Raw genomic sequence first — 12928 nt, 5'->3', positions numbered from 1 at the left:
CCGAAATCAATTTAGATTTCGGGCTTTTTTATAAATTCTAAAAAAACTATTCAACAGGAATAACAAGTTCTGAAGTTATGGCCTCTAAAACTTCAAATGCAGTTTCTGCCATTTTATTTCCTTTGGTGTCCAATAATGGATTAACCTCCACGAATTCGATGCAAACCACTTTTTTAGTTTGGATAATCTGATTGATGATTGCTATAATTTCATATTGATCAAAACCTTTAGGAACCGGCGTTCCCGTTCCACAAGAAATCATATCACAATCCATGGAATCCACATCAAAAGAAATATACAATACCTCACAGTGCGATAATTTAGACAAGGCTTCAGCGACACATTTCTGCAAACCTCGATACCGCACTTCATCAACTTTGTAATTTTTGATATGCAATTTTACAATTTGCTTGTCCTCCTCTTCTTCGGTATCACGCACACCAAAATAAATCAGGTTTTCAGCTAAAACTTTTGGTCCTTTAAAACCAATATTTTTCATATCCTCCCAATGCTGTTGTGTTTCAGAAGGAACTTCGTTATTCTGACAACTCAAATTATCATCGCCAAGGGCAGCAGACAATGGCATTCCATGAATATTTCCAGATGGTGAAGTGTAAGGCGAATGCAAATCAGCATGCGCATCAATCCAAAATACGCCAATATTTTGCTCAGGATACGCCGCTTTGATTCCGCTTAACGTTCCTAATGCCGAAGAATGATCTCCCGATAATACAATTGGAAAATAATTCCCTTCAATATTTTTCTTTACCGCATTACAAACTCGGGTGCATTGCTCCACAACGTGCTCAATTCTTTTGGCTGAAGAACTTCGATTTTTATCATATATTGATTCGTTGTGCGTCTTGACATCTTCAAACTCAAATTGATTAAAATAATCACTGTTTTTATTAATTGCTGCAATCTCGATAGCATCAATCCCTAAGTCAGATCCTCGCGTACCTGCACCAATATCAGATCGGTTCTTTATTAATTTTATCGTTTTTCCCATTATCTGAAATCGTTTAAAGCTCTTTCAATAATAGCCAAACATTCGTGTATTTGAGATTCCGTAATTACTAATGGCGGAGCAAATCTAATTTTGTTTCCGTGTGTTGGCTTTGCCAATAATCCATAATCTCTAAATTTCATACAAATATCCCAAGCTAAATCGGATTCTTCATCACTATTGATAACTATGGCATTCAATAAGCCTTTTCCTCTAACCAATGTAATTAAAGGATTTCTAGAAGCGATCTCATTAAGTCCAGTTCTTAAAACTTCGCCTAAGTAAGCGGCATTTTGCGCCAAATTTTCCTCTTTTACCACCTCAAGTGCTGCAATGGCAACAGCAGCAGCAATAGGATTTCCTCCAAAAGTAGATCCGTGTTGTCCCGGTTTGATTACGTTCATAATATGATCATTCGCTAAAACTGCCGAAACTGGGTAAACACCACCTGAAATAGCTTTACCTAAAATAAGAATATCTGGTTTTACTTCCGGTTTGTTTTCACAACCTTTTTTGCATTCACAATTTCCACAAGTTGCCAACAATCTTCCGGTTCTAGCGATTCCCGTTTGTACTTCATCTGCAATAAATAAAACATTATGTGCCTCACAAAGCGCTTTCGTTTTTGCTAAATATCCTTCAGAGGGAACATAAACTCCAGCTTCACCTTGAATAGGTTCAACTAAAAATCCTGCAATATTTGAGGTTGATTTTAATACGTTTTCCAATGCTTCAACATCATCATATGGAATTTTAATAAATCCTGCTGTGAATGGTCCAAAGCTTTTACGTGCATTATCATCATTCGAAAATGAAATGATAGTTGTTGTTCTTCCGTGGAAATTGTTTTCACAAACGATGATTTGTGCTTGATTTTCAGGAATTCCTTTTACCTCATACGCCCATTTTCTACATAATTTCAAAGCGGTTTCCACTGCTTCTGCACCAGTATTCATTGGCAATACTTTATCAAAATCAAAATACTTGGTCACATATTCCTCAAAAGGTCCTAATTGATCATTATGAAAAGCACGTGAAGTCAAGGTCAATGTTTGTGCTTGTTTTATCATAGCACCCACAATTTTCGGATGACAATGCCCTTGATTTACAGCTGAATATGCTGATAGAAAATCAAAATATTTCTTTCCGTCCACATCCCAGACATAAACGCCTTCGCCTTTTTCTAAAACTACAGGTAATGGATGGTAATTGTGCGCACCGTATTGATTCTCTTTTGCAATCAACGCTTCAGATTTTGAAGAAAGGTTTTGCTCTCTGTGTGTCATAATATTTCGGATTTACTATTTGAAAAAACAAAATTACTATTTTTTTTTAATTTACCAATAAAATAAATATTTTGACTTTTAAAAAGATCTTATTTGAAAATATTTCTTTAATTTTAGATTAAAATAAGTCATTTAAGAATTCGAGAATCAATTTACAGATGTATTCCGAATTAAATAAAAATAAGTACTTTTATACAAACACAAAAGCATTATATACAATTAAAGCAACATGGACATAGTAGACGAATTTGATATCAATATTATTAAAGAATTAGAAAAAGATGGAAGAATGGCATATTCAGCCATTGCAGCCAATCTAAAAATATCAAATACCATGGTGCATCAGCGCATCTACAGATTAATGGAACAAGGAATACTTATAGGGATAAAACCAGTAATCAATGAAAAAAAAGTAGGGTATGATTGGGGATCTTTTACGGGAATTACGTTGAATAAAGATCAGGACTCTGATAGGATTATTGAAGAACTGAAAAAAATTCCGGAAATAACAGAATGTTACTACATTACCGGATCTTTTACCCTTTACATAAAAATCATAGCCAAAGATCACGAGCACATGCGAAAAGTTCTGTACGAAAAAATTGATAATATTCCCGGTATTGCCAAAACCGATTCCATAATTGAATTGGGTTGCGCTTTTAAAAGAAACGTTTCTCTGTAATTATTATTAAAATGCCGACCTAATCTCCAAAAAATAATTTATGAAAGAACCGACTCATTCCCTACTCTATTTTAAATTTGTTATTGGCACGCTTTTATTTTTATTTTTTGGAACTTTGCAAGCTCAAAAATTGAAGGGAAAATTATTCATTATTGGAGGAGGACAACGTTCTGACGCAATGATGACACAATTAGTAAGCCTATCTGATTTGCAAAAAAAAGATTATATTGTCGTGTTACCAATGTCGAGCGAGGAACCGGACAGTGCTTATATTTATTTCAAAAAACAATTCGAAAAACTGACTCCGAATCCAATTATCATGCTGAATTTTGACAAAACAACAGCGACAAATAAAGTGCTTAACGATTCGTTGCAAAATGCCAAATTAATTTTCATCAGCGGAGGCGATCAATCTCGCTTCATGAACGTGGTGAAAAACACTCCTATATATACAGCAATTCACCGTGCGTACGAAAATGGAAGTACAATTGCCGGAACTAGCGCAGGAGCCGCAGTTATGTGTGAACACACGATTACCGGAAATCAAAAATTAGAATCCAAGTATAGCGAAACTTTTAACAATATTCGATATGACAATTTGGAAACAACTACAGGCTTGGGACTTGTCAAAAACGTAATTATCGATCAGCATTTTCTAAAAAGAAGCCGATATAATCGCTTACTGTCTGCTTTAGTTGAATTTCCAACTCATATCGGAATTGGCGTCGACGAAAGTACCGCCTTGATTGTTCGCAATAAAGAAATCGAAATTGTTGGCGAAAGCGAAGTTATTGTCGTTAAAAAACCAAAAGGAATTGCCAAATCTAAAAAAGAAAATTTAGTTAGTATCAAAAGCCTTGAAATGGCTGTTTACACTGAAGGTCAAAAATTTAAAATTCAATAAAATGAAATATTTCAAGAATGATTTGCCGTTAAAAATTTTAGTTTTTTGTTTTAGTTTTTCCATGTTTGCACAAAAGATATCAAATCAAGAAATAGAAAGACTAACAAAACTATCGCAAAAAGTAACAATTATCAGAGACACTTGGGGAATTGCGCATGTATATGGCAAAACCGATGCAGATGCAGTTTTTGGAATGCTGTACGCGCAATGCGAAGACGATTTTAAAAGGGTAGAAATGAATTATATCGAAAAACTGGGACGCCTTTCAGAAATCAAAGGACAGTCGGTTTTATATAATGATTTGGAAATAAAACTTTTGATTGACACCGAAGAAGCCAAAGCCGATTATAAAAAAGCAGCGCCTTGGCTGAAAAAATTATTAAACAGTTACGCGGACGGAATCAACTTTTACCTACACAATCACCCTGAAGTAAAACCCGCTTTGTTGACGCATTTTGAACCTTGGTTTCCATTACTTTGGACCGATGGAAGTATTGGAGCCATTAGTACCGCTGATCTTTCAACTGGAGAATTGAAAGCTTTTTATTCCGGAAACACCGATAAAATGTCGTACATAGAACGTGAAAAAGATGTGCAAACAGGTTCTAACGGATTTGCAATTGCTCCATCAAAAACGGCGTCTGGAAATGCAATTTTATACATTAATCCGCATACCACTTTTTATTTTAGACCAGAAATACAAATGAGTAGCGAAGAGGGATTGAACGCCTATGGAGCAGTGACTTGGGGGCAATTTTTCATTTACCAAGGATTTAACGAAAATTGCGGTTGGATGCATACCTCGTCAAATGTGGATGTAGCGGATATGTATGCTGAGAAAATCGTGACTAAAAACAACAAACTATTTTACGAATATGACAACAAATTAGTTCCGGTTATCGAAAAAAAAATAACCATCAAGTATCTGGAAAACGGTAAACTTATCCCCAAAACATTCAATACGTATTATACTAATCACGGTCCAATCATGGCCAAAAGAGACGGAAAATGGATAAGCTTAAAATCGAATAATCGCTCGATGAAAGGACTGGAACAAAGTTGGGTGAGAACTAAATCGAAAAGTTTTGAAGATTATAAAAAGGCAATGGATTTGAAAGCCAATACCTCAAACAATACCGTTTATGCCGATAAAGAAGGAAATATTGCGTACTGGCATGGGAATTTTGTACCAATTCGGGACAAGAAACTCAATTGGTCAAAAGTGATGGACGGCACAACACCGGCAACACAATGGAAAGGCCTACACGAAGTTTCAGAAACAGTTCATTCCTACAATCCCATAAACGGCTGGCTGCAAAACTGCAACTCTACACCATATACCGTGGCGGGTGACAATAGTCCAAAAGAAGAAAATTACTTGCCGTACATGGCACCAGACGGCGAAAGTTTCAGAGGGCTAAATGCCGTCAGGCTACTAAGCCAAGGCAATAAGTATACGTTAGACAAAGTAATTGCTGATGGTTACGACACGAAACTAACGGCTTTCGAATTTTTAATTCCATCGTTGATTTCCAGTTTCGAGAAAAATATCACTGCCTCAGATCCGCTTTACGCAGCATTATTAGAACCGATAACCCTATTGAAAAATTGGGATTATCATGCTAAGGAAAATTCTGTGGCTACAACCTTAGCTGTGGAATGGGCTTATAAATTAGATCCAATTATTCAAAAAGTATATACTAATGAAGGAGAACTGGATCAAGTGGAGAACACCCGTAATTTTGCGAAAAATGCTTTTCCAAATCAATTGATTCCGCAATTGCAAATGGTGGTAAACGAATTAAAAATTAAATTTGGAACTTGGCAAATTCCTTGGGGAGAAATCAATCGTTTCCAGAGAACTTCCGGTGAAATAACAATGGTTTATGAAGATGATTTGGGAAGTTTACCAATCGGATACGGACCGGCGCTTTGGGGAAGTTTACCCGCTTTTAAAAGCAACTATCAAAAAAATACTAAAAAACGCTACGGAACTAACGGCAACAGTTTTGTGTGCGCAGTCGAATTTGGACCTAAAATAAAAGCTAAATCTTTACTGGCAGGCGGAAACAGCGGTGATCCAAAATCAAAACATTTTTACGATCAGGCTGAAATGTACCGAAAAGGACAATTCAAAAACGTATTATTTTATAAAGAAGACGTGCAAAAAAATGCCGAGAAGACCTATCATCCGGGAGAATAATTGCTTTACTCTTGATAATAAGAATTAAAAATACTGTCATAAGATAAAAAAATCAAAGTTTTAATTTTAGGACAAATTAATTGAGACATTTGTAAAAATAAAAATGTTCATTATGAAAAATACTTTCTTTGTACTTTTTGGATTATTATTATTTTCCAATGGTGCATTTGCACAATTAAAAGCCGTAAAATACACGGATGGAAATCAAAAATTAAATGGACTGTCAATTGGTCCTAAAAAAGGAAGCAAAACTAAGCCCGGAATTTTAATCCTTCCCGCTTGGAAAGGAATAGACGCACATTCCAAACAATCAGCAGAAAAACTGTCAAAAATGGGCTACTATGCGTTTGTGGCAGATATTTATGGTGAAGGAAACTACCCAATTAACACACAAGAGGCTGGAAAACAATCAGGTTTCTACAAAAGTAATATAGCTAATTATCACCGGCGAATGCAATTGGCATGGGATCAGTTAGTAAAATCGGGGGCTAACCCAGACAATATTGTAGTAATTGGATATTGTTTTGGCGGAACAGGAGCGCTTGAAGCAGCGAGAGCAGGAATGAAAATTCAAGGAGCAGTTTCTTTTCACGGAGGTTTAGGTCGTGATGCTTCCAGAAAAAATATTCCAATAACTGCAGAGATTTTAGTATTACACGGCGCAGATGACAAATATGTTCCAGCTGCAGAAGTAGCCGCATTTCAAGAAGAAATGAGAGATAGTAAAGCAGATTGGGAAATGATTTATTACTCAAATTCAGTACATGCCTTTACTGAAATTGAAGCTGGAAACGATAATTCAAAAGGTGCCGCTTATAACGAAAAAGCTGCTAAACGTTCTTGGGAGCGTATGAATTCTTTCCTAAAAGAAGTTTTAAAATAACGTAGAAAATATAAGTTTTTAAAAACAGTATAAGTTCGGTTTTTTTGTTAGTTTAATAAATTAAAATGCAGTAAAAAATCTAGAATTTATATTTTTTTTTATGTTGTAAAGCAAAATCCGAAACGAAAAAACCAGCCTTAATTGCAGATACTTGGTGGAAAATAAATTCTGTCCAAATTGTGGACAAGAAAACACCGATACCACAAAGACTTTTCACCATTTCTTTATTCACTTTTTTGAGGATCTAACACATTATGAAAACGCTTTTTGGTGCACCATAAAAAATCTTTTATTCAAACCTGCCACGCTTATTAAAGATTATCTTTAGGGAAAACGATTGTCTTATTTGGCTCCCATTAGATTGTATATCTTTAGAAGCTTTATCACTTTTTTATTGATTACCATTTTTCTTTGAAAGTTCAATTTTTCCGATAATACCAGCGAAAAGGAATCTAGCAATACCACTAAAAACAAAACATTTCAAAATTGTTTATCTAAAAATTATTCCATTAAAAAGAACCTTAGGGATTCAGAAGAAGAAGATCACTTATTTAATTTTGGATACGCCTCCGTGGAACAACTGGACTCTATCCAAAAAAATGCTCCGGAATCAGAAAAGCTATCTGATTTCAGTTATTGGATAAATAAAAAATTCCAATTAGTTAAAGAGAAAAACACACAAAGCGAAATTATTGAAAAATTCATACGCACCTTCACCCATAATTTACCCAAAGTTCTGTTTATATTCATGCCAATATTTGCTTTTTTTCTTTGGCTTTTCCATAATAAAAAACGCTGGTATTACTTTGATCACGGTATTTTTACCTTACATTACTTTTCCTTTTTATTACTAATTTTTTTGTTACTGTTCCTCATTAACAAAGGACTGACACCAATTTCAGAATCGAGTTTCATTTCTCTAATTCAGTTTCTGGTTAATTTTATTGGTATCGGATGGATGATATATTATTTCTATCCCGCGCATCATCGTTTTTATGGTGAAACCCGCTTAATATCTTTCTTAAAAAGCAGCTTGTTATTTTTTATTAACTTCGTGCTGATTATTATCATATTATCAATCTTTGCTATTTACACCTTTATTAATTTACATTAAAAAATGAAAAAAATCCCTTTATTAGGTTTCATGGTCGCATTAACCATAAGCTGTACTACTCAAAAAATAAGTATTACTCAAAAAGTAAGTACCACTCATGTCGATCCAACAAAATACATGAATACCATTACCGCTGAAGAACTAAAAACACACCTTTACATCGTAGCTTCAGACGAAATGGAAGGGCGCGAAACGGGATCTGCAGGTCAGAAAAAAGCAGGCGTTTACCTCATCAATCAATACAAAAAAAGCGGTATCAGCTATCCCACTGGAGCTTCTGACTTCTACCAAAAAATTCCGGCTGCTTTCCTGAATGCTAAACGCAATGAAAACTTACCAGATTCAGAAAACGTCTGGGCTTACATTGAAGGTTCTGAAAAACCAAATGAAGTCTTGGTAGTTTCGGCCCATTACGATCATGTAGGTACAAAAAATGGAGAAATTTATAACGGTGCCGATGATGATGGTTCAGGAACCGTTGCATTGTTAGAAATTGCACAAGCCTTCCAAATGGCTAAAAAAGCAGGACATGGTCCAAAACGTTCTATACTTTTTCTTCATGTTACCGGCGAAGAACACGGGTTGCATGGTTCCCGTTACTATTCTGAAAATCCGTTGTTCCCGTTAGCAAACACCATTACTGACATCAATATTGATATGATAGGCCGTCGTGATGAAGCCCACGCAGACAGCAATAATTATGTTTATGTGATTGGCGCAAACCGATTATCAACTGATTTAGACAACATTTGCACCATTGCAAACACTAAATACACCCAATTGAATTTAGATTATAAATACAACGATCCTAAAGATCCAAATCATTTTTATGAGCGTTCGGACCACTACAACTTTGCTAAAAATGGTGTTCCATCTGTATTCCTTTTCAACGGAGTTCATGCTGATTACCACAAACCAACGGACAGCGCGGACAAAATTGAATACGATGCGTTAACCAAAAGAGCTCAATTTGCGTTTGTAACCGCTTGGGAACTGGCAAACCGCGCCGAAAGACCTATTGTGGACAAAAAATAGATTGAATATTTGGGCACATCCACGCTTTCACTAACGTTACAGCGTGGTCGGGCTATCCGTTACAATCTTTATTGTCTCGCTAAAAAACGAGACAATAAAGGATTTCCACTCCTATCCCTTGTGCAAAACCCATAAAAAAAGAGCTTTGAATCACTTCAAAGCTCTTTTTTTTTTATTAATTAATAGAACTAAACTCACTCGTCAAATTCTATATTATCCGCGCTGTCAATTTTATACAAAGGTTCCTCAACAGGTAATGTAAAATAAAATGAAGTACCTTTTCCTTCAACACTTTCAACCCATATTTTACCGTCATTTCGCTCTAAAAATCCTTTAACCAATAAAAGTCCAATTCCGGCACCTTTGTTATCTTTTCTTGCTTTAGATAGTGTACTCATTTGCGGAGTAAAAAGTTTGTCTTGAACATCTTTAGACATTCCAACTCCGGAATCTTTTATTTGAATTATGGCTATTTGAGCCTCGATTTTCGCCGAAACGATAATTTCTCCGTCAGTCAACGAATGCTTAATAGCATTAGAAACAATATTTTGAAAAACCGAATATAACATTTTCCCATCTGCAAAAACAATGGTATTAGCTTCAATTTGATTAATAAGATGAATGTTATTTAAAGATGCCAATTCCTTAAAAGATTTAAAAACCTTTTGTACATAATCAAAGAGATCAATTTTTGATGGAGAAAAAACATCCGAGGCATATTTTATTCTGGCCCATTCGACTAAATTGTCCAGCATATTTAATTCATCAACCGCGGTTTTGTGAAGCAAATTAAGCATTTCTTTTACCTTACTGGTTTCTAATCGGTCCAGATTTGTTTTCAAATATTCTGCCGTTCCAATAATGCCAGACAAGGGACTTCTTAAATCATGTGAAACAATAGCAAGAACGTTCTCTTTGTGCGAATTAAGATCTTCCAGTTCTTTTATATATTTTTTTATCGCATCCTCAGATTTCTTCCTCTCGGTCAAATCTCGCAGGATTTTTACGAATCCTAACATCTCACCATCGATTCCAATAAGCGGAAAAACCAAACCATTAGCATAAAATTCACTTCTATCCTTACAAATATGCCATCTGTTATCAGTAGCTCTTCCCTCTTTTAATGCAGCTTTAATTTCTGTTTGCGGAATACCATTTTGTATATCTTTATCAGTAAAAATCACATCAAAATGCTGTCCTATAATTTGGTCTGGCTCGTAACCAAATATTTTGGTTGAACCGGAACTCCAGCTATTAATTATAAAGTCATTGTCAAGAGTAAAAATCGAGTAATCATGTAAACTATCTATTATTTGGCTATAAAATTCGGCAGTCGGAACGTAATTACTTTTAAGAATTTTAGAATTGATTTTCTCGTTTTTCATTAAATTATGTAAATAATATTTAAAATTTTGAAAGTATATATTCGTTTGATTTAACTATGTAATGTGCCCAAAGATACACAAAAGAAAATACGTTTTATGTAAAACAACCATTATAACTCGAAACAGGAATGTCTGCCCGGAAAACTACAACGGCACTTGCATTACTTGTGAAATCGTAAGTAACATATTTGAGTGCAATGCCATCTTCATTTCCTTTTACAATATTCACGCCAATAAAATAATCGCTATACTTTCACGAAACTTTATCCCACAAAAAAAGCCTCGAATTTCTTCGAAGCTTTTGCTTTCTGGGTGGAAGACGGGGCTCGAACCCGCGACCCTCGGTACCACAAACCGATGCTCTAACCAACTGAGCTACAACCACCATTTGCTTAGCGGTGGCAAATATACGACATAAGTTTACTTCTGCAAATATTTTTTTTGTAAAATTACATGAAATTTACATTAAATCTCCTAAGCTATTGACTGCCAAATATCTTTCTACAGTAAATCCTTCCGCATGATCTACTCCTGTGAGCCTTCCTAAATCTCTGGATCGGTAATTCAGGCTTTCCAAGAAGTTTTTACTCGAAATTGGTGACTCCGGTTCATTAGAATTTGCATCATAAAACTGTGAACCGTAGGCCAAAATCGATTCAATTTTTTTATCGGTAAAACCAGTAATATCAACTACAAAATCTGGTTCTATGTTTTTCCATTGTATATAATGATACACTAATTTTGGTCGCCAAGCCTTTTGCTGCTTTCCTTCCAATGAAGTTTCAATCTTCATTAATCCAGACAAGAAACAAGCATTCGAAACTAATTTGCTTCCCTTTGCATGATCGATATGACGGTCATCTATGGCATTACACAAAACAATTGCCGGTTGATACTTGCGAATCATTTTTATGATTTCCAATTGGTGCTTTTCGTCATTGACAAAAAAACCATCGCGCATTTCTAAATTTTCACGCGCTGAAACACCAAGGATCTTTGCAGCAGCATTTGCTTCCTGATCTCTTATTTCAGCTGAACCCCGCGTCCCTAATTCTCCTCGGGTCAAATCGATAATTCCAACCGTTTTTCCTAAAGAAATTTCTTTTAAAATGGTTCCTGCACAACCCAATTCCACATCATCAGGATGTGCACCAAAAGCAAGTATATCTAATTTCATCTAAAATTCGTTTAATAATTTTTTTCTTAATAATTGAAAGAGCTCATTATCTGCACCCAATAACTCTTTATATTTTGGTTTCTGCAACAAAGATATTACTGCATATTCAATATTTTTTTCATTGTAACAGCTTTATTAACACTTTCTTTCCACTCTTTTTCAGGAATACTGTCCTTTGTAATACCACAACCCATATACAAATGCGCTTGATTATTTTTAATTTGCATGCATCGCAAATTGACAAACAAATCGGAATTTAATTCTTCCTCATTACTTCCTTCCTTGTTTAATTCCCCTAAAAAACCGGTATAATATTCTCTTTCGTAGCCTTCATTTTTAATAATAAAATCTCTGGCAGATTCTTTTGGCAATCCGCATACGGCGGGTGTTGGATGCAAAACGGAAACGACTTGTTTCAAACTTGAATTCTCATTGATTACCCCTTCAATATCTGTTTTAATGTGCGCTAAAGTTCCAGCTTGTGCGGTATAGGGACTTGAAACGGAAACTTCTGAAGTTAGATCCTTAAGATTATTTAAAATAAAATCGGTTACAAACTGCTGCTCCTCCATTTCCTTTTTCTCCCAAACTACTTCTTTCGCACCCTGAATTTTTTGCGTTCCAGCTAATGACATTGTATCGAAATTATTGTTACTGGACTTCAATAATCGCTCTGGCGTGGCACCCATCCATAATCCTATTTTTGGATGAAACCAACAATAGCAAAAAGCAGTTGGATAACTTTGAATTAATTTTTCGAAAATCAAAACTAAATCAAAATTTAACAAATCAACGATTTCTTTCCTTGATACAACCACTTTTTTTAAAGTCCCTTTTGCAATAACATCAATACCTTTTTGAACAAGATTTTCAAAATGTACTTTAGCTGTACTATCTTCTGAATCTCTGAAATTTAAGTCTTGATTTTCTTCCAAAAAAGTAATCAATTCTTCCCATTTTACAGATTGATTTTTAGGAATGAGTATTCTTTGACTGCCTTCAAAAGGAGCAAAAACAAAACCTGTTTCTTCAAAATTTTCTGCAAAATATAAATGGTCATTGTTCTGAAAAAAACCTACTAGTTTGACATCATTTGGTTTTCTGTATAGTACAAACGGTAAATTCTGAGCTTTTTGTTGCTTTACTTTTATAAAAAAATCAATCATCTTTAATTTATTAAAATATAAATTTCATTAAAACTCTAGGTGTTATTACTTGCTTGATTTTTTCAAAACCATATTAGTCAATTTTTC

The 12928-nt window shown here is 34.8% G+C and carries 10 protein-coding genes, 1 tRNA gene and 1 pseudogene; 6 read left to right on the top strand and 6 right to left on the bottom strand.

Annotated features, from left to right (window positions below; translation table 11 throughout):
- Positions 1 to 46: 46 nt before the first annotated feature.
- Together BMZ76_RS13280 and rocD are read right to left on the bottom strand one after the other, a co-directional pair.
- Positions 47 to 1009, bottom strand: a complete 963-nt coding sequence (locus BMZ76_RS13280) for an arginase (protein WP_091207642.1) — start codon at positions 1007 to 1009, stop codon at positions 47 to 49.
- Positions 1009 to 2292, bottom strand: a complete 1284-nt coding sequence (gene rocD / locus BMZ76_RS13275) for an ornithine--oxo-acid transaminase (RefSeq protein WP_091207638.1) — start codon at positions 2290 to 2292, stop codon at positions 1009 to 1011. The genes BMZ76_RS13280 and rocD overlap by 1 nt, the downstream gene beginning before the upstream one ends.
- 229 nt (positions 2293 to 2521) lie before the next feature.
- Here rocD and BMZ76_RS13270 point away from each other — a divergent pair, with 229 nt between their 5' ends.
- The 6 genes and pseudogenes from BMZ76_RS13270 (at position 2522) to BMZ76_RS13245 (ending at position 9113) form a co-directional block, all read left to right on the top strand.
- A complete protein-coding gene (locus BMZ76_RS13270) occupies positions 2522 to 2974 on the top strand; it encodes an Lrp/AsnC family transcriptional regulator (protein WP_091207634.1) in 453 nt (150 codons plus the stop codon).
- A gap of 40 nt (positions 2975 to 3014) precedes the next feature.
- Positions 3015 to 3878 carry a cyanophycinase gene (locus BMZ76_RS13265; protein WP_091207630.1) on the top strand — a complete coding sequence of 288 codons (864 nt, stop codon included), beginning with the start codon at positions 3015 to 3017 and terminating at the stop codon, positions 3876 to 3878.
- A gap of 1 nt (position 3879) precedes the next feature.
- On the top strand, positions 3880 to 6081 hold the full coding sequence (locus BMZ76_RS13260) for a penicillin acylase family protein (RefSeq protein WP_244281818.1): 2202 nt from the start codon (positions 3880 to 3882) through the stop codon (positions 6079 to 6081).
- A 112-nt stretch (positions 6082 to 6193) separates the two neighbouring features.
- Positions 6194 to 6964 carry a dienelactone hydrolase family protein gene (locus BMZ76_RS13255; RefSeq protein WP_091207625.1) on the top strand — a complete coding sequence of 257 codons (771 nt, stop codon included), beginning with the start codon at positions 6194 to 6196 and terminating at the stop codon, positions 6962 to 6964.
- Positions 6965 to 7079: 115 nt separating this feature from the next.
- Positions 7080 to 8078, top strand: a pseudogene (locus BMZ76_RS16525) (DUF3667 domain-containing protein).
- A 3-nt stretch (positions 8079 to 8081) separates the two neighbouring features.
- Positions 8082 to 9113, top strand: a complete 1032-nt coding sequence (locus BMZ76_RS13245) for a M28 family metallopeptidase (protein WP_091207622.1) — start codon at positions 8082 to 8084, stop codon at positions 9111 to 9113.
- Between the two features lie 194 nt (positions 9114 to 9307).
- Here BMZ76_RS13245 and BMZ76_RS13240 read toward each other — a convergent pair whose 3' ends face one another.
- The 4 genes from BMZ76_RS13240 to BMZ76_RS13225 form a co-directional block, all read right to left on the bottom strand.
- Complete coding sequence (locus tag BMZ76_RS13240) at positions 9308 to 10498, bottom strand: PAS domain-containing sensor histidine kinase (RefSeq protein WP_091207618.1); 1191 nt, start codon at positions 10496 to 10498, stop codon at positions 9308 to 9310.
- A gap of 310 nt (positions 10499 to 10808) precedes the next feature.
- Positions 10809 to 10884, bottom strand: a tRNA-His gene (locus tag BMZ76_RS13235).
- Positions 10885 to 10958: 74 nt separating this feature from the next.
- Positions 10959 to 11675: a bacillithiol biosynthesis deacetylase BshB1 gene (gene bshB1, locus BMZ76_RS13230; RefSeq protein ID WP_091207614.1), complete on the bottom strand. Its 717-nt coding sequence runs from the start codon at positions 11673 to 11675 to the stop codon at positions 10959 to 10961.
- 95 nt (positions 11676 to 11770) lie between these two features.
- Positions 11771 to 12841 carry a chorismate-binding protein gene (locus BMZ76_RS13225; protein WP_091207610.1) on the bottom strand — a complete coding sequence of 357 codons (1071 nt, stop codon included), beginning with the start codon at positions 12839 to 12841 and terminating at the stop codon, positions 11771 to 11773.
- Between the last annotated feature and the right edge of the window lie 87 nt (positions 12842 to 12928).

The organism is Flavobacterium xueshanense (assembly GCF_900112975.1).
Taxonomy (GTDB): domain Bacteria; phylum Bacteroidota; class Bacteroidia; order Flavobacteriales; family Flavobacteriaceae; genus Flavobacterium; species Flavobacterium xueshanense.
Note: the sequence above shows the minus strand (reverse complement) of the source record. Positions and strands in the feature narration are given on the sequence as shown.

Excerpts from the sequence above, each read along its gene's own strand:
- BMZ76_RS13265 (WP_091207630.1), top strand. The coding sequence starts at position 3,015 with ATGAAAGAACCGACTCATTCCCTACTCTATTTTAAATTTGTTATTGGC.
- BMZ76_RS13240 (WP_091207618.1), bottom strand. The coding sequence starts at position 10,498 with ATGAAAAACGAGAAAATCAATTCTAAAATTCTTAAAAGTAATTACGTT.
- BMZ76_RS13225 (WP_091207610.1), bottom strand. The coding sequence starts at position 12,841 with ATGATTGATTTTTTTATAAAAGTAAAGCAACAAAAAGCTCAGAATTTA.
- BMZ76_RS13245 (WP_091207622.1), top strand. The coding sequence starts at position 8,082 with ATGAAAAAAATCCCTTTATTAGGTTTCATGGTCGCATTAACCATAAGC.
- BMZ76_RS13260 (WP_244281818.1), top strand. The coding sequence starts at position 3,880 with ATGAAATATTTCAAGAATGATTTGCCGTTAAAAATTTTAGTTTTTTGT.
- BMZ76_RS13270 (WP_091207634.1), top strand. The coding sequence starts at position 2,522 with ATGGACATAGTAGACGAATTTGATATCAATATTATTAAAGAATTAGAA.
- bshB1 (WP_091207614.1), bottom strand. The coding sequence starts at position 11,675 with ATGAAATTAGATATACTTGCTTTTGGTGCACATCCTGATGATGTGGAA.
- rocD (WP_091207638.1), bottom strand. The coding sequence starts at position 2,292 with ATGACACACAGAGAGCAAAACCTTTCTTCAAAATCTGAAGCGTTGATT.
- BMZ76_RS13255 (WP_091207625.1), top strand. The coding sequence starts at position 6,194 with ATGAAAAATACTTTCTTTGTACTTTTTGGATTATTATTATTTTCCAAT.
- BMZ76_RS13280 (WP_091207642.1), bottom strand. The coding sequence starts at position 1,009 with ATGGGAAAAACGATAAAATTAATAAAGAACCGATCTGATATTGGTGCA.